Origin of the sequence: Intrasporangium oryzae NRRL B-24470 (genome assembly GCF_000576595.1) — a bacterium.
Lineage (GTDB): Bacteria > Actinomycetota > Actinomycetes > Actinomycetales > Dermatophilaceae > Intrasporangium_C > Intrasporangium_C oryzae.
In genome coordinates, this window is the sequence record NZ_AWSA01000071.1 from 1 (window position 1) to 16,917 (window position 16,917).

Here is a 16,917-nt window from a genome sequence, read left to right on the forward strand (position 1 = left end):
GGCGTCCGCCTCGGCCCGGGCCCGGGCGGCGCGCTCCTCGGCGGTGCGGGCCTCCTCACGCGCGCGGGCGAGCTTGCCCTCGGCGTCGGCGACCTCGGAGTTGAGGGCGTTGAGCTTGGCCTGGGCGTCGTTGAGCGCGGTGGAGTCGACGGCCGCCTTGGCCGCCTGCTCGGCGCGCTCGGCGTCGGCCTTGGCGCGGTCGATGCGCTCCTTGGCGAGGCGCTCGGCGTTGTCGGCGTCGGCCTTCGCCTTGGCGGCGCGGTCGGAGGCCGCCTTGAAGGCGCGCTCGGCGTCCTGGATCTTCGCCGTGAGACCGCCGAGGCGGGCCTCGTCGCCCGGACGGCCGACCGGCGGCATGGCTGCCGTCGCACCGTCGCGCACGGCCGGCTGGTTCTTGCTCGCGCGGCAGTCATTGAGCTGCTTCAGGTAGTCGTCACGCTGCTCGATGAGCGAGCGCATCTCCGCCACGATCTCGTCCAGGAAGTCGTCGACGTCCCGCTCCTCGTAGCCCCGGCGGAACTGCGTGGTCTGGAAGTGCTTGTTGAGCACCTGCTCTGGCGTAAGCGCCATGTGTCACCTCGATACAGACGTAATGGTTCAGGGCCCAACTTACTAACGTTCAGGTCACGACCCAAAGCCACATGATGCCATCCCTGGCCGTGGCCCTGTTGCAACCGTCCCGCAAATGTCGGCTGGTGGGTCAGAAGAAGCTCGGCAGGTTGAGCGCGAGGGAGGTCAGGAGCATGAGCACGAGGAAGCTGAGATCGAGCCGCACCCCACCCAGACTCGGCGACGGGATGACCTTGCGCAAGGCGCGCAGCGGCGGGTCCGTCACGGTGTAGACGGCCTCGGCGAGCACAAGGACGACCCCCTTCGGTCGCCACGACCGCGCCAGGACCTGCACCCAGTCGATGACGAAACGGCCGATGAGCGCGATGAAGAAGGTGAAGACCACCACGCCGTAGACCGTCCAGAACACGTTCATAGAGGCCAGTGTCGCTGATCGGGTGGCCTCACCCGAAATCGGTCCGCGACAGGGGTCCGGTCAGCTCTGGTTGAAGAAGCCACGCGTCGAGGCCTGCGGGGGCTCCGGCTCGTCGGCGGCGACCTCGACGTGTGACGGCGAGAGGAGGAAGACCTTCGACGTGACGCGCTCGATCGAGCCGTGGAGACCGAAGACGAGGCCGGCCGCGAAGTCGACGAGCCGCTTGGCGTCGGCGTCGTCCATGTCGCTGAGGTTCATGATGACGGGGACCTGGTCACGGAACCACTCGCCGATGTTCTTGGCCTCGTTGTAGGTCCGCGGGTGGATCGTCGTGATCCGGTTGAGGCCGCCGACCTCGACCTCGCGCACGACGGCCGCGACCGGGCGCTTGGTCGGGAGGTGGGTCACGGCAGCCGTGTGCTCCGACTCGTCGTCGTACTGGTCGTCGTCGTAGGAGTCGTAGTCGTCGTAGCGGTCGTGACGCGGGTCCTCTTCACTCAGACCGAGGTACACCATCGTCTTGCGCAGTGCCCCTGCCATGGCCAACTCCAAACCGTCGGTTCCTGTCTTCTGGCGACGTTACAGAAGTGACGGGCGTGATCCGAGGATTGCGGTGCCGACACGCAGGTGTGTCGCGCCGTTTAGCACGGCCGCCTCGAGGTCGCCACTCATACCGGCCGAGATCCAATCGGCGTCCACATGCTGAGACCGTATGCCGTCCGCGACGTCTCGCAGGCGCCGGAAGCTCTCGTCGGGGGCGGCCCCCAGGGGCGCGACGGCCATGACGCCCTTGAGGGTGAGGGCATCGTGCGCGACCACCTCGTCCGCCAGCTCGAGGGCGTGCTCGGGCAGCACACCGCCGCGGGCGGTGTCGCCGTCGAGACTGACCTGGAGCAGGACCGCGAGCGGCCGGCCGGCATGATCGGCGCCGCGGCTGAGCGCGCCGACGAGCTTGGACCGGTCGACGGACTGGACGACGTCGGCGTACGCCGCCACGTGCCCGGCCTTGTTGGACTGGAGCTGCCCGATGAAGTGGAGCGTGAGGTCGTCGCCTCCGCGTCGGCGCAGCTCGGACCTGGCCTCGCCGAACTTGGGGCCGGCCTCCTGGTCCCGGTTCTCGCCGAAGTCGCGGACTCCGAGGTCATGAAGGAGCAGCACGTCCGACACGGGGAAGTACTTGGTGACGACGATGAGGGTGACCTCCGCCGGGTCGCGGCCCGCGGCGTCACAGGCTCGTTCGATACGGGTGCGGACGGCCGCGAGGTTGGCCGTGAGCTCGTCGCGGCGCACTGTGCCGGTCATTCGGCTGCCTTTCGGATGATGACGACCCCAGCGAAGCGCCCGGTCGTCCGGTCCCGCCGGTACGAGTAGAGGTCGGGGTGCTCACGTGTGCAGCCCGGGACCCAGTCGATGGCGACATCGGCGGTGCGCAGCTGCTCGACGACCCCCGCCGCGACGTCGACTGCGTGCGTGCCCGTCCAGGAGCGCGCGGCCGAGGCGGGAGCCACCGAGGCGGCCCCGCGCGCCATGTCCTCGGGGACCTCGTAACAGCGGCCGCACACGGACGGCCCGACCGTGGCGGAGATCCGCTCGGCGCCGAGCTCGCGCATGCGGGCGACAGCCTGGGCCACGATGCCGTTCGTCATGCCGGGCCGACCCGCGTGCACGGCGCCGACGACCCCGGCGTGGGGGTCGTGGAGCAGAACGGGGACGCAGTCGGCGACGAGCACCGCGAGGGCGAGCTCGGGGGTTCGCGTGACGATCCCGTCCGCGGCCGGGGCCCGGTCGGACCACGGGCCGGAGACGGGCAGCACCGTCGTCCCGTGGACCTGGTTCATGAAGACGAGCCGCGTCCTCGGGACGCCCACAGCATTGGCCAGCAGGGCGCGGTTGCGCTCGACGTCACCGGGGTCGTCGCCGACGTGACCGCCGAGGTTGAGGCCGGCATACGGGCCGTCTCCGAGACCCGCCGAGCGGCCCGTGAACGCCACGTCGACCCGTGAGTCGCCCGCGGCAGCGGGCACCGTCGATCGCCAGTAGAACACGTCGGCCAACCTATCCCGCGGCCGGTCCCCGACGTCGCCGGGCTCCACGGGCACCGACGAGCGCGCCGTGCACGTCAGCAGGCGCGACGGGAGGGGCCACGCGGCGCGTGGCCCCTCCCGTCCCACTCACTTGAGGAAGTCGGGAACGTCGAGCTCGTCGCTGTCCTCGAAGGTCGGCGGCTGTGGTGCGTGGGCCTGTTGGTGGACGGGCACCTGCTGGTGCACGGGGGTCCCGTTGACCTGGGGGTGGACGGGGACCTGCTGCTGGGTCGGCAGCTGCTGGGGCACGGGCTGCGGCTGGGCCTGGGGAACGGGCTGGCTCACCGCGTGACCGTCGACCTGGGGGTGGACGGTGGCCTGCGGGTGAACGGGCGCGCCGTTGTGCTGCGGAGCGACGGGAGCCACCTGCGGCTGCGGTGCGGCTGCCTGGGGGGCAGGCATGGCCGTCGCCTGACGCTGACCCATGACCTGGCCCAGGGCCCGGTCGTCCTCGCGCTTGGTCGGGCCGCCACCGTCGAACCCGGCGGCGATGACGGTGACGCGGACCTCGTCGCCGAGCGCGTCGTCGATGACTGCACCGAAGATGATGTTGGCCTCGGGGTGGGCCGCCTCCTGGACCAGGCGGGCCGCCTCGTTGATCTCGAACAGCCCGAGGTCGGAGCCACCCTGGACCGACAGCAGGACCCCGTGGGCGCCGTCGATGCTGGCCTCGAGCAGGGGCGAGCTGATCGCGAGCTCGGCCGCCTGGACGGCACGGTCCTCGCCCCGCGCCGAGCCGATGCCCATGAGCGCGGAGCCGGCGCCCTGCATGACCGACTTGACGTCGGCGAAGTCGAGGTTGATCAGGCCGGGGGTCGTGATGAGGTCGGTGATGCCCTGGACACCGGACAGGAGCACCTGGTCGGCCGAGCGGAAGGCATCCATCATCGACACGTTGCGGTCGCTGATCGACAGGAGCCGGTCGTTGGGGATGACGATGAGGGTGTCGACCTCCTCGCGGAGGCTGCCGATGCCGGACTCCGCCTGGTTGGCCCGGCGGCGACCCTCGAAGGTGAACGGGCGGGTGACGACGCCGATGGTGAGCGCGCCCAGGGTGCGGGCGATGCGCGCGACGACAGGCGCGCCGCCCGTGCCCGTGCCGCCCCCCTCGCCCGCCGTGACGAAGACCATGTCGGCGCCCTTCAGCACCTCCTCGATCTCCTCGGTGTGGTCCTCGGCGGCCCTCCGGCCGACCTCGGGGTCGGCGCCCGCACCGAGGCCGCGGGTGAGCTCACGACCGACGTCGAGCTTGACGTCCGCGTCACTCATGAGCAGCGCCTGCGCATCGGTGTTGATGGCGATGAACTCGACACCCTTGAGGCCGACCTCGATCATGCGGTTGATGGCGTTGACGCCGCCGCCGCCGATGCCGACGACCTTGATGACGGCCAAGTAGTTCTGCGGTGCTGCTGCCACGAGCGTGGGCCTTCCTGGAGTGGTGCACGTGCTGCTTCTGGAGTGTGGGCGCGGCCCGCGCCGAGCCGAGGAGCCCTTCGGAACCTTAAACGTCTACCTAAAGGTTACGGATTGGTCACGAACCAGTGGCTCGACGGTATGCCGTGGGACTGGGCCGATCAACCCACGGTTCGGCGTGTCGCCTTCCGGATTCGGCCAATTCGCGGCGGACGGCGGACGCGGCGGTCACCGTGTCACCGGGGACTCCGGCACGCTGACGTCGATCGTCGAGCCGGGCTCGGAGGCGAGGATCGTCACGAGTCGGGCCTTGAGGGCCTCCTGCCCCACGCCACCCCACACGACGGTCCGTGTGCTCCCCTTGACCCTGAGGGTGAAGGAGACCTGGTCGGCCGATGACACCGTGAGCCCGCTGATGGTCGAGCGCGTCGACGTGTCAAGGGTGGCAAGTGCTCGAAGGGCGGCCTGGACCCCGGTCGCCGTCACCTGGGCAGCGCCCGCGTTGACCAGCGGCACGCCGCCGGGCGCCGAGGTCACGGTTCGGAAGGCGAAGCCGTCGCGGTCGACGAGCTCGATCTGCCCACCGCCGGTCCGGACGGCGAGCACGCCGACCCTCGGCGTCACCGAGACGACGACCGTGTGCGGCAGACGGCGGGACACGGTGATCGCCGTCCACTCGCGGCCGCCCTCGAGCCGACGCACGACGGCGTCGGTGTCGACCCGCATCAAGGGTCCGCCGAGCGGCACGGCGGCGACCGTGCGGACCTTCGCCGCCTGCGCCGCGGGGACGCCGGCGACCTCCACGGACGTGGCGGTGAGGACGGAGCTGAACCAGCCGAGCCACGCGACCGCTCCGAGCAGCAGGAGCAGCACGACCGCCCCAGCTGCGACGAGGCGGGGTCGACGGCGAGCCGCCGCCGCGCGCCGCTCGAAGCGCGCCCGCGCCGAGGAGAGCCCGGTCGCCTGTCCGCGCCGTCTCGACGGGCTCCGCGTGGCGGTCACGCCGTGGTCCCTCCGAGCAGCCGGAGGATCTCGGGTCCGATCATCGTGACGTCGCCCGCACCCACCGTGAGGACGAGGTCACCTGGGGCCGTGAGCCGTGCGACCAGCCCTGCGACATCGGACCACGAGGGAACGTAGTGGACCTCGGCGCCGGGACGCGCCGCCCGGACGGCGTCGGCGACGAGCCGGCCGGTCACCCCCGGGAGCGGATCCTCCCGCGCGGCGTAGACGTCCATGACGACGACGACGTCAGCAGCTGCGAGGCCACGCCCGAGCTCGACGGCGAAGTCGCGCGTCCGGCTGTAGAGGTGCGGCTGGAAGACGACGACGAGCCGGCCGGCGCCCGCGACGAGGCGCGCTCCGGTCTCGACGACGGCCGCGACCTTGCCGGCGTTGTGGGCGTAGTCGTCGACGACCGTGACGTCGCCCGCGACCCCCTTCGGCTCGAACCGGCGCCGGGTTCCCGTGAACGAGGCGAGGCCCGCCAGCACGCGCGCAGGGTCCTGTCCGAGACCGTGGACGGCAGCGGCATACGCGGCCGCCGCGTTGAGGGCGTTGTGGCGACCCGGCACGCCCAAGGTCATGGTCGCGGTGCTGGAGCCGTCGACGAGCGTCACCGCGGAGGTCAGCCCTTCCTGCTCGTGGTCCCGCAGCCGCAGGTCGGCGTCGTCGGAGAAGCCGTAGGTCAGGACACGGATGCCGCGAGCCGCCGCGCGCTCGGCGAGGGCCGCGGCTCCCGGGTCGTCGGCACACGTGACGAGCAGGCCACCCGGTCGGATCGTGTCGACGAAAGCGTCGTAGGCGGCCTGGACGACCTCGAACGTCTCGTAGAAGTCGAGGTGGTCGGGCTGGACGTTGGTGACCACGGCGACCTCGGGGCCGTACACGACGAAGGAGCCGTCGCTCTCGTCGGCCTCGACGACGAACACCTCGTCGGTCCCGCTGTGGGCGTTGGTCCCGTGCTTGGCGAGCTCGCCACCCACGGCGAACGAGGGGTCGAGGCCGCAGCCCTGCAGGGCGACGGTCAAGAGCGACGTCGTCGTCGTCTTGCCGTTGGCCCCGGCCACCGCGACGGGCCGCTGACCGTACATGAGCGACGCGAGTCCCTGGGCCCGGTGCAGGACGGGGACACCACGCTCGCGGGCGGCGACGAGCTCGACGTTGTCGTCACGGATCGACGACGACATGACGACCGCGTCCGCGCCCTCCTGGTGCGCCCTGTCGAAGCCGACGAAGACCCGCGCTCCCTCGCTGACCAGGGCCTTGAGGACCGGCACGTCCTTGGCGTCGGTGCCGGTCACCTCGATCCCCCGCGCCAGCATGATGCGGGCGACTCCGGACATCCCGGCGCCGCCGATGGCGAGGAAGTGGACCCGGCCGAGGTCCTCAGCGCGCGGGACGGGCGCCCGGAAGTCGAACCTCGCGGCCGCGAACGGGTTGTGGGCCGACGGGGCCTCGGGGCGGTGCGTGCGCTGGTCGTTCACGATCCCTGCCTCCAGGCGGCCTCGACGAGGTCGGCGAGCCGCTCGTCGGCCGCCGTCTCCCCTTGGGACGCCGCCGCCCGGGCCATCGCCGCGAGCCGGTCCGCGTCGGTGACGAGCGGGAGGAGCACCGAGTCGATCCACTCGGGGGTGAGCGCGCTGTCGTCGACGAGGATGCCCCCGCCGGCCCGGACCACCTCGGTCGCGTTGAGGCGCTGCTCACCGTTGCCGACGGGGAGCGGGACGTACACCGCAGGGAGGCCGACGGCCGTCAGCTCGCACACGGTGTTGGCGCCCGACCGCGCGACGACGAGGTCGGCGGCCGCGTAGGCGAGCTCCATCCGGTCGGCGTAGGGGACGACGACATAGGGCGCTCCGACATCGGGGATCTCCGGCCTGAACTCCTTGCCGAGGCCGCTCACGTGAAGCACCTGGACGCCGCTGCGGCTGAGGAGCGCGGCACGTGCCTCGAACGCGTCGTTGAGCCGCTTCGCACCGAGCGAGCCGCCGGTGACGAGGACGGTCGGCCATTGGGCCTCCAGCCCGAAGTGGTCGAGGGCCTCGCTGCGCAGGGCGGCGCGGTCGAGGGTCGCGACCTCGCGGCGGAGCGGCATCCCGATGCGGCGGCCGTGCGGCAGCGCCGTCTGCGCGAACGTCGTCGCGACGAACGACGTCCACCGCGCGCCCAGCCGGTTGGCGAGGCCGGGTCGAGCGTTCTGCTCGTGGATGACGATCGGGACGTGGCGCCGCCGTGCGGCGATGTAGGCCGGGGTGCTGACGTAGCCACCGAACCCGACGACGACCTGGGCGCCCGTCTCGTCGATCGCCGCGCCCGCCGCGTCGACGGCCGCCTTGAGGTTGCCCGGCAGCCGCAGCAGGTCGGCGCTCGGCCGACGCGGGAGCGGCACCTTCGGCACGAAGCGCAGCTCGAGGCCGCGGGCGGGGACGAGGCGCGCCTCGAGACCGGCCTCGGTGCCGAGGGCGGTCACCCGGATGTCCGGATGGCGGCGCACGAGGGCGTCGGCGAGGGCGAGGAGCGGCGACACGTGGCCGGCGCTCCCTCCCCCGGCGAGCAGGACGGAGGTGGGCGAGGACAGGAGGATCACCGACTTCTGCGACGGGGCGAGCGGGAGGGCAGCACGGCGAGCGACCGTTTGATCATGCTCGGCCGTGCATCGAGCAGCGCCCGGCAGCCGGGCTCGTTTCGGGCGAACGACAGCAGGATGCCGAGGGCGAAGAGCGTCGTCACGAGCGACGAGCCGCCCGAGGACACGAGGGGCAGCGGCACCCCGACGACCGGGAAGAGGCCGATCACGGCCCCGATGTTGATGATCGCCTGGCCGAGGAGCCACGCCATGATCCCGGCCGAGGCGATCCGGACATAGCGGTCCTGGGTGCGGGAGACGAGCCGGTAGCAGGCCCAGGCGAGGACCCCGAAGAGGACGAGGATGAGCAGCGTGCCCGGCAGCCCGAGCTCCTCGCCGATGATCGCGAAGATGAAGTCGTTGTGCGCCTCGGAGAGCCAGGCCCACTTCTCCTTCGAGGCCCCGAGCCCGACGCCCCACCAGCCGCCGTCGGCGAGGGCGTACATGCCGTGCACCGACTGGCCGCAGTAGCCGTCGGGGTCGGACTGGCAGGCCGGTGAGAGCCAGTTGGTGATGCGGCTCATCCGGTTGCCGCTCGTCAGCACCATCGCGGCGACGCCGAGGGCCCCGAGGAGGGTGCCCGCCACGAAGAGGCTCATCGACGCGCCGGCCACGGCGAGGACCGCCGCGACGATGCAGAGGATGACGAGGCCGGTGCCGAGGTCGTGGCCGGCGAGGACGAGGGCGAGGACGACCGCCGTGACGGGCAGGACGTACGGGAGCACGACGTGGGAGAAGCTCGCCACCCGGGGTCCCTTGTTGGCGAAGATCAGCGCGCCGACGAGGACGAGGCCGAGCTTGGCGAGCTCGGAGGGCTGGACCTGGAGCGGGCCGAGGGCAAGCCAGTTGAGGTTGCCGTTGACCTCCACGCCGAGCGGGCTGAAGACGGCCGCCTGCAGGACGATGGCCACGCCGAGGACGAGGAACGACAGGCGCTTCCACCAGCGGACGCCGAGGCGCAGCGCGACGAGGGCTGCCACCCCGCCCGCGACGGCGAAGAGCAGCTGCCTCACGAACACCGCGTATGAGGCCTGGTCGTCGAGCAGGGCCTCGACGCTTGAGGCGGAGAAGACCATGACGAGCCCGAAGACGACGAGGGTCACCGTGGTGCCGAGGAGGAGGTAGTACGTCGTGAGCGGCGACTCCAGCCTGCCGATGATCGGCAGGCTCCGCGTCACCGTCGACTCGTCAGCGGTCGCCGAGCTCAAGCGTCACCCCCGCTCGCCTCCACGTGTCGCCGGACCGCCTCCTCGAAGGCATCGCCGCGGGACGCGTAGTTCGTGAACATGTCCATGGACGCCGCGGCCGGTGCGAGGAGCACGACGTCGCCCGGCTGGGCGAGCCGCGCTGCAGCAGCGACGACGAGGTCCATGGCACCAGTGTCGGTCTCGGCGATGTCGACGACCGGGACCTCGGGCGCGTGTCGGGCGAGCGCTTGGGCGATCTGCTCGCGGTCGGCGCCGAGCAGGACGACTCCGCGCAGCCGTGAGTGCATCTCCTCGACGAGGCTGTCGACGTCGGCGCCCTTGAGCAGGCCGCCCGCGATCCACACGACGCTGTCGAAGGACCGGATCGCTGCCGCGGCGGCGTGCGGGTTGGTGGCCTTGGAGTCGTTGACCCACCGGATCCCTCGCGCGGTCGCGACCTCGGCGATCCGGTGCCGGTCCGGACGGAAGGCTCGCAGGCCGTCTCGGACTGCGAGCGGCCCCACGCCGTAGGCGCGGGCGAGCGCGGCGGCCGCGAGCGCGTTGGCGACGTAGTGGGGTGGGACGGGCGGCCCGTCGCCCTGGAGGTCGGCGATCGTGCACAGCTCGGCCGCGGACCGCTGCCGCTGCTCGATGAAGGCCCGGTCGGCGAGGACGTCGTCGACGACACCGAGCATCGACGGTGCCGGGATGCCGGTCGTGAAGCCGACGGCGCGGCAGCCCTCGACGACGTCGGCCTCCATGACGAGCTGCTCGGTCTGGATGTCACCGACGTTGTAGATGCAGGCGATGTGGGTGTTCTCGTAGATCTTGCCCTTGGCGCGGAGGTACTCGGCATACGAGCCGTGCCAGTCGATGTGGTCGGGCGCGACGTTGAGCACCGCCGATGCGACCGCCGAGATCGACCGCTGCCAGTGCAGCTGGAAGCTCGACAGTTCGACGGCCAGCACGTCGTAGGGCTCGGGGTGCAGGACCGCCTCGAGGAGCGGCGTGCCCACGTTGCCGGCAGCCGTCGCGCGCAGCCCGGCGGCCTGCAGGATCGAGGCGAGCATGGTGACCGTGGTCGTCTTGCCGTTGGTCCCCGTCACGGTGAGCCACGGCGCAGCGCCCTCCCGGGGCCGCATGCGCCACGCGAGCTCGACCTCACCCCACACGGGGATCCCGGCGGTCGCGGCGGCCAGCATGAGCGGGTCGTGCGGCGGCACGCCCGGCGAGGTGACGATGAGCTCGGTGCCCTCCGGCGGGCGGCCTAGGTGCTCGGGGCCGAGGCGGACGTCGATGTCCAGGATCTCGAGGATGGTCGCGCGCTCCCTGATCGCCTCGGTGACGTCGCGCGACACCGCGGTGACGCGCGCACCCCGCTCGGCGAGGGCGTCGGCGGCGGCGAAGCCGGACACCCCGAGCCCGACGACGAGGACGTTGAGCCCGGACCAGTCGGCGTCACGGTGGGTCAGGCCCTCGCGGGGCTCGTAGGTCGGGTCGATCGTCATTGTGAGCCCACCACCCATTCCGCGTAGAAGATGCCGAGCCCCAGGGCCACGAAGAGCCCGGCGATGATCCAGAAGCGCACCACGACGGTGACCTCGTTCCACCCGACCATCTCGAAATGGTGGTGGAGCGGCGCCATGCGCAGGACCCGCTTTCCGGTGGTCTTGAACGAGGCGACCTGCGCCATGACCGACAGGGTCTCGAGGACGAACATGCCGCCGAGGATGATGATGAGCAGCTCGGTGCGGGTCGTGATGGCGAGCCCGGCCATGAGGCCGCCGAGCGCCAGCGAGCCCGTGTCGCCCATGAAGATCTTGGCGGGCGTCGCGTTCCACCAGAGGAACCCGAAGCAGGCCCCCATCCCGGCCGCGGCGACGAGCGCGAGGTCGTGCGAGTCGCGGACCTCGTAGCACTTGATGCCGGGGTTGGTCTGGCAGTTCTGGTTGAAGGTCCAGAGCGCGATGAGGACGTAGGCGCCGAAGACCATCGTCGAGACGCCGGTCGCGAGCCCGTCGAGGCCGTCGGTGAGGTTCACCCCGTTGGATGTCCCGGCGATCATCAGGTTGGCCCAGATGACGAAGAGGAGCATCCCGAGGAGAGTCCCGGCGAAGGCGAGGTTGATGTTGGTGTCGCGGACGAAGGAGATGAAGGGCGATGCCGGCGTGCGGAACTGCTCGTTGGGGAACTGCAGGGCAAGGACGGCGAAGATGATGCCGACCAGCGTCTGGCCGAGGAGCTTCTCCTTCGAGCGGAGCCCGAGGCTGCGCTGCTTGGAGATCTTGATGAAGTCGTCGAGGAACCCGACGAGCCCGAGCCCGGCCATGAGGAAGAGGACGAGCACCCCGCTCGCCGTGAGGGGCGTCAGCGTGACGAGGTGCGCGAGGCCGTAGGCCCCCAGCGTGGCGGCGAGGATGACGGCCCCGCCCATCGTGGGGGTGCCGCGCTTCGTGTGGTGCGAGGTCGGTCCGTCGTCGCGGATGAACTGGCCGTAGCCGCGCCGCACGAGGAACTTGATGAAGAGCGGGGTGCCGAGGAGGGAGATGACGAGCGAGAATGCCGCCGCCACGAGGATGCCCTTCACTCGTTCACCGCCTCTCCGCTGACGTCTGCCCGGTCGGCCACACCGTCGTCCTGTCCGTCGTCCGTCCAGCCATCGGTCGTGCCGTGACCCGTGCCGCCGGCCCCGCCTCGCGGGCCATCCGCCGACGCGCCGGGCTGCGGGAGCGCGATGCCCGCGAGCCGGTCACCGAGCCACCGTAGTCCGCTGTCGCGGCTCGACTTGAGCAGCACGACGTCGCCCGGGGCGAGCCGCTCCGCGAGGAGGTCGTGGGCGGCGTCGATGTCGGCCACCCACTCCGGGGCGCCGAAGGCTCTCGCCCCCTCGCCGACGGCCACGACGTGGTCGATCCCGCGCTGGGCGGCATACGCGCCGATCGCCTCGTGCGCGGCAGCGCTCTCGTCGCCGAGCTCGAGCATCTCGCCGAGGACGGCCCAGCGCCGGCCTTCCGCCGCGATCGAGCACAGGGCGTCGATGGCGGCCCTCATCGAGTCGGGGTTGGCGTTGTAGGCGTCGTTGACGACGACGACGCCGTCGGGCCGCTCGGTGATCTCCATGCGCCAGCGGCTCACCGCTCCGGCACCGGCGAGCCCTGCCGCGACCTGGTCGAGCGAGAGGCCGAGCTCGAGCGCCGCAGCCGCGACGGCGAGGGAGTTGCCGACGTGGTGGGCGCCGCTCTGCCGCAGCGTGATCCGAGCGCGCCCCTGCGGGGCCACGAGGTCGTATGCCGCTCTCCCCCGCTCGTCGAGGACGACGTCCTCCGCGCGGACGTCCGCATCGGGCGCGAGACCGACGAGCTGGACGCGACAGGAGAGGCCCTGCGCCATCGAGCGCACGAGGGGGTCGTCGGCGTTGAGGATCGCGAGGCCCTCGGCGGGGACCGCTCGGGGCAGCTCGGACTTGGCCCTCGCGATGTTGGCGCGCGACCCGAACTCCCCGACGTGGGCCGTGCCGACGTTGAGGACGATCGCGACCTGGGGCGGTGCGATCCGGGTGAGGTACTCGATGTGCCCGATGCCCCGGGCGCCCATCTCGGCGACGAGGAAGCGCGTCGTCGGCGTGACCCGGCACACGGTCAGCGGGACGCCGATCTCGCCGTTGAGGCTGTTGACCGGCGCGACCGTCTCGGCAACGGTCTCGAGCACGGACGCGAGGAGGTCCTTCGTGCTCGTCTTGCCGGACGATCCGGTGATCCCGATGACGCGCAGCTCGGGGGCTCGGTCGATGACACCGCGGGCGAGGCGCCCGAAGGCCGTCTGGACGTCGTCGACGACGATGCACGGTAGCCCGTCGACGACCCGCGAGGTGAGGGCCGCGACGGCGCCGGCCGCGGCGGCGGCGCCGACATAGGCGTGGCCGTCGGAGGTCTCCCCGACCCGCGCGACATAGAGGCCGCCCGGCCCGCACTCGCGGGAGTCGGTCGTGACGGTGCCGTCGACGACCTTGGCCTCGTCGTCGGGGGCACCGTGAAGGGCGCCGCCGGTGAGGTCGCGGACCTCACCGAGCGTGAGGGCGATCATCGGCGGTCCTCCGTCGTGGTCGCTGCGGACAACGCGGCTCGGAGCGCGTCTCGGTCGTCGAACGGGTGCTTCACTCCGTGGATCTCCTGGCCCTTCTCGTGTCCCTTGCCGAGCACGACGACGGTGTCGACGGCTCCGTCCGACGCATCGACGACGGCCATGGCGACGGCCTCGGCGATGGCTCCCGACCGGGGTCCGCCGTCGACGACCTGCGCCGTGGCGTTGCCGGACTCTACGGCCTGGCGTGCCCCGGCCATGACGGCGGCCCGGATCTCGGCCGCATCCTCGGAGCGTGGGTTGTCGTCGGTGACGACGACGACGTCGGCGTGGCGGGCGGCCGCGGCGCCCATGCCCGGGCGCTTGCCGCGGTCCCGGTCACCGCCGGCCCCGATGACCGCAATGAGGCGCCCGGTCGTCGAGGGCCGAAGCGCCGCGAGGGCGGCGTCGACCGCATCGGGGGTGTGGGCGAAGTCGACGATGCACCGGGGACCACCGGCCCCGCCCGCTGCGACGACCTCCATGCGGCCGGGCACGTCCGGGGGAACGGCCATCGCAGCCTCGACCTCGGTCTCGTCGAGGCCGAGGGAGAGCAGGGCGAGGGCGGCGAGGGCGGTGTTGGCGATGTTGAAGGTGCCGGGCAGGTGTGAGACGAGGCCCAGCTCGCGCATCCCTGCGGCGTCGCGGAGGGCGAACCGGCCGCCGTCGCCGGCCTCGACCGTCCAGTCCGCTCGCTGGCCGACCGTGCCGAGCGTCGTCACGGGGATCTCCGACTCCGACGCGAGACGAAGGCCCCAGGCGTCATCGATGCAGACGACCCCTGCCCGGGCCCGCGCACGGGTGAACAGCGTCGCCTTGGCGCGGTAGTAGTCGTCCATCGAGTCGTGGAAGTCGAGGTGGTCCTGGGACAGGTTGGTGAACAGGGCCACGTCATAGACCACCCCGTCGACCCGATGGAGGCTGAGGGCGTGGCTCGAGACCTCCATGACGCAGGCGTCGACGCCGCGCTCGACCATGACGCCGAGGATCGCGTGGAGGTCGGTCGCCTCCGGGGTCGTCCGGACGGACTCGACGCGCTCGTCGCCGATCCGGGTCTCGACCGTCCCGATGAGGCCGGTGCGGCGCCCGTGGGCCCGGAGCGCCGACTCGACGAGGTAGGCGGTCGTCGTCTTGCCGTTGGTGCCCGTGACACCGACCATCGTGAGGCGCGCCGACGGGTCGCCGTAGACCTGGGCTGCCACCGCGCCGAGGACCTCCCGCGGCTGCGCGACCACGACCACGGGGACCTCAACACCGGAGAGCCGCGCCGCGCCTGCTGGGTCGGTCAGGACGGCGACCGCGCCGAGCCTGATCGCGTCGCCGGCGAAGGCCGCGCCATGGGTGTTGAACCCCGGCAGGGCGGCATAGAGGTCGCCCTCGAGCACGGCCCGGCTGTCCAGGCTCACCCCGGCGACGCGGACGCCGGACGCGGCCTCGGGCGAGCTCACCTCGGCACCGAGTCGCGCGGTCAGGTCATTGAGGAGCACGCCCGACGTCGCGGGTCGGAGCAAGGCAGGTGACACGTCAGCCCAACTTACAGGCCGTCACGCCGGGCCTGTGCATCGCTGATGACCTTGGGGTCGCTGTCGGAGAGCGGCACCTTCGACCACACGTGGTAGTCCAGCGTGGACTTCGTGCTCGGAGGCGTGTTGTCGCGCTCGAGCAGGTAGGTCATGACCTGGTTGAAGACGGGGCCTGCGAGCGCGCCACCGAACATGCCGGCACTCGGCTTCTGGATGAACACGGCGACGACGTACTTCGGGTTCTCCGCCGGGGCGTAGCCGATGAACGAGGCCGTGAAGCCGTTGTAGCGCCCGAGCTTCTCGTCGTAGCGGTCGGCGGTTCCGGTCTTGCCCGCGACGCGATAGCCCTTGATCCGGGCCGCGCTCGCCGTGCCGTTCTCGCCGGTGACCTCCTCCATCATCCGGGAGAGCTTGACCGCGGTGTCCTCGGACACGACACGCACGGGGGTCGGCGCCGGGGTGGGGACGAGGGTGCCGCTGTCGTTGACGGTCCCCTCGACGAGGGTCGGCGGCACGCGGACGCCCTTGTTGGCGATCGTCTGGAAGACGCCCGCCTGCTGGATCGCGGTGACGGAGTAGCCCTGGCCGAAGAGGACGGTGTAGCGCCGCGAGCCGGTCCAGTCGGACGCCGCGGCGAGCTGGCCCCTGGACTCGCCGGGGAAGCCGACCGGGGTGCGCTCCCCGATGCCGAACTTGCGGTAGTAGCTGTCCATGACAGGGGGCGGGACCCGCTCGCCGATGAGGATCGTCCCCATGTTGGACGACTTCGCGATGACGCCGGTCGCGGTCATGTCCTCGACACCGTGCGGCTCGTTGTCCTTGAACCGCTCCCCGCCCCGGGGCAGTCGCGAGGGGACGATGACGCCGGTGTCGGGGGTGACGACCTTCTGCTCGAGCGCCGTCGCCATCGTCATGAGCTTGCCCGTGGAGCCGGGCTCGAAGGCGTCGTTGAAGGCGTAGTTGCCCATGGCCTTCGGGTCGGCGTGGGCGAGGTCGTTGGGGTCGAACGTCGGGTAGCTCGCGGCCGCCCGGATCTTGCCCGTGGCGACCTCGATGACGACCGCCGTGCCGGACTCGGCGCCGACGGCGGTCACCTGCTTCGCGAGTGCGTTCTGGGCATACCACTGGAGGTCGGCGTCGATGGTGAGCCGGACATCGCGGCCGTTGACCGCCGGGGTGTCGACCCGCTGTGAGCCGGGGATGATGTACCCGTCGCGAGCGCGCTCGGCGATCATCGTGCCCGGGCTCCCCGCCAGGGTCTTGTCGAGCATCAGCTCGATGCCCCCGCCGCCCTTCTGGGTCGCCGGCGTGACGAAGCCGACGATCTGGCCGAGCGCCATCGACGTGGGGTAGATGCGCTCGGCGGTCTTCGTGGCCGAGATCCCGGGGATGCCGAGCGCCCTGGCCTGGCGCCAGACGGCGGGGTTGACGTCCTTCTTGACGACGACGTAGCGGGTCTTGGCCCGCGTGAAGAGCGTCGTCAGCTCGGAGACGTCCATCCCCAGCAGAGGGGCGAGGTCGGCCGCGGCCCGCGAGACCCCGACCACCTCGGGCTGCCCGTCGACCTTGACCGTGTAGGCGGGCACCGCCTGGGGGTCGGCCGCGATGGTGTAGCGCTCGACGGAGTCGGCCAGCACCTGGCCGTTCGTGTCGAGGATCTGACCACGCATCGCCGGGGTGATCGACTTGACCGACCGCTTGCTCATCGCCGCGGCCTGCGTGGCCGCCGCGTCGAAGGCCTGGATCCGCAGGAGCTGGGCCGCGAAGATCGTGAACACGAAGAGCACGGCCACGAACATGACCCGGGCGCGTCGGCGCGGGTTGGCGCGCGAGAGCCGGACAGCCGGGCGAGGGCGTCGAGGCGCCCGGGCCGTGGCTGCCCGCTTGGGCTCGGGGCCCCGTCCACGACCACCGGCGTATGCCGCTCGGCCGCGCCTCGCAGCGGGGCTGCGCCGGGCGGTGGCTGCGACACCGGCCG

15 protein-coding genes are annotated in these 16,917 nt (G+C 71.8%); all 15 read right to left on the reverse strand.

Annotation, left to right across the window (positions count from 1 at the left end; genetic code table 11):
• A partial coding sequence (locus N865_RS19930; protein WP_034809984.1) for a DivIVA domain-containing protein occupies positions 1–570 on the reverse strand: 570 nt, incomplete at its 3' end.
• A 130-nt stretch (positions 571–700) separates the two neighbouring features.
• Entirely contained in the window at positions 701–985 is a 285-nt protein-coding gene (locus N865_RS19935) for a YggT family protein (protein WP_034809961.1), read from the reverse strand.
• A 60-nt stretch (positions 986–1,045) separates the two neighbouring features.
• A complete protein-coding gene (locus N865_RS19940) occupies positions 1,046–1,525 on the reverse strand; it encodes a cell division protein SepF (protein WP_034809963.1) in 480 nt (159 codons plus the stop codon).
• Positions 1,526–1,564: 39 nt separating this feature from the next.
• Complete coding sequence (locus tag N865_RS19945; RefSeq protein ID WP_034809965.1) at positions 1,565–2,287, reverse strand: YggS family pyridoxal phosphate-dependent enzyme; 723 nt, start codon at positions 2,285–2,287, stop codon at positions 1,565–1,567.
• Positions 2,284–3,030 carry a peptidoglycan editing factor PgeF gene (gene pgeF / locus N865_RS19950; RefSeq protein ID WP_034809986.1) on the reverse strand — a complete coding sequence of 249 codons (747 nt, stop codon included), beginning with the start codon at positions 3,028–3,030 and terminating at the stop codon, positions 2,284–2,286. Before pgeF ends, N865_RS19945 begins: the two co-directional genes overlap by 4 nt.
• 126 nt (positions 3,031–3,156) lie before the next feature.
• Entirely contained in the window at positions 3,157–4,485 is a 1,329-nt protein-coding gene (ftsZ, locus tag N865_RS19955; RefSeq protein WP_034809968.1) for a cell division protein FtsZ, read from the reverse strand.
• Between the two features lie 225 nt (positions 4,486–4,710).
• Positions 4,711–5,484 (reverse strand): cell division protein FtsQ/DivIB, encoded by a 774-nt coding sequence (locus N865_RS19960; protein ID WP_051511161.1) that lies wholly within the window; start codon positions 5,482–5,484, stop codon positions 4,711–4,713.
• A complete protein-coding gene (gene murC / locus N865_RS19965) occupies positions 5,481–6,968 on the reverse strand; it encodes a UDP-N-acetylmuramate--L-alanine ligase (RefSeq protein ID WP_034809970.1) in 1,488 nt (495 codons plus the stop codon). The genes N865_RS19960 and murC overlap by 4 nt, the downstream gene beginning before the upstream one ends.
• Positions 6,965–8,071 (reverse strand): undecaprenyldiphospho-muramoylpentapeptide beta-N-acetylglucosaminyltransferase, encoded by a 1,107-nt coding sequence (gene murG / locus N865_RS19970; protein WP_034809972.1) that lies wholly within the window; start codon positions 8,069–8,071, stop codon positions 6,965–6,967. The genes murC and murG overlap by 4 nt, the downstream gene beginning before the upstream one ends.
• Entirely contained in the window at positions 8,068–9,318 is a 1,251-nt protein-coding gene (gene ftsW / locus N865_RS19975) for a putative lipid II flippase FtsW (RefSeq protein ID WP_034809975.1), read from the reverse strand. The genes murG and ftsW overlap by 4 nt, the downstream gene beginning before the upstream one ends.
• Positions 9,315–10,805 carry a UDP-N-acetylmuramoyl-L-alanine--D-glutamate ligase gene (gene murD, locus N865_RS19980; RefSeq protein WP_034809977.1) on the reverse strand — a complete coding sequence of 497 codons (1,491 nt, stop codon included), beginning with the start codon at positions 10,803–10,805 and terminating at the stop codon, positions 9,315–9,317. The genes ftsW and murD overlap by 4 nt, the downstream gene beginning before the upstream one ends.
• Positions 10,802–11,884, reverse strand: a complete 1,083-nt coding sequence (gene mraY, locus N865_RS19985) for a phospho-N-acetylmuramoyl-pentapeptide-transferase (RefSeq protein WP_034809979.1) — start codon at positions 11,882–11,884, stop codon at positions 10,802–10,804. The genes murD and mraY overlap by 4 nt, the downstream gene beginning before the upstream one ends.
• Positions 11,881–13,380, reverse strand: coding sequence for a UDP-N-acetylmuramoyl-tripeptide--D-alanyl-D-alanine ligase (locus N865_RS19990; protein WP_084328409.1), 1,500 nt, complete (start codon positions 13,378–13,380; stop codon positions 11,881–11,883). The genes mraY and N865_RS19990 overlap by 4 nt, the downstream gene beginning before the upstream one ends.
• Positions 13,377–14,903 carry a UDP-N-acetylmuramoyl-L-alanyl-D-glutamate--2,6-diaminopimelate ligase gene (locus N865_RS19995; protein WP_051511164.1) on the reverse strand — a complete coding sequence of 509 codons (1,527 nt, stop codon included), beginning with the start codon at positions 14,901–14,903 and terminating at the stop codon, positions 13,377–13,379. The genes N865_RS19990 and N865_RS19995 overlap by 4 nt, the downstream gene beginning before the upstream one ends.
• A gap of 47 nt (positions 14,904–14,950) precedes the next feature.
• A partial coding sequence (locus N865_RS20000) for a peptidoglycan D,D-transpeptidase FtsI family protein (RefSeq protein ID WP_211244935.1) occupies positions 14,951–16,917 on the reverse strand: 1,967 nt, incomplete at its 5' end.

Bases quoted from the DNA above. Each gene is read 5' to 3' on its own strand.
- N865_RS19940 (WP_034809963.1), bottom strand. From the start codon at position 1,525: ATGGCAGGGGCACTGCGCAAGACGATGGTGTACCTCGGTCTGAGTGAA.
- N865_RS19935 (WP_034809961.1), bottom strand. From the start codon at position 985: ATGAACGTGTTCTGGACGGTCTACGGCGTGGTGGTCTTCACCTTCTTC.
- N865_RS19945 (WP_034809965.1), bottom strand. From the start codon at position 2,287: ATGACCGGCACAGTGCGCCGCGACGAGCTCACGGCCAACCTCGCGGCC.
- murD (WP_034809977.1), bottom strand. From the start codon at position 10,805: ATGACGATCGACCCGACCTACGAGCCCCGCGAGGGCCTGACCCACCGT.
- N865_RS19990 (WP_084328409.1), bottom strand. From the start codon at position 13,380: ATGATCGCCCTCACGCTCGGTGAGGTCCGCGACCTCACCGGCGGCGCC.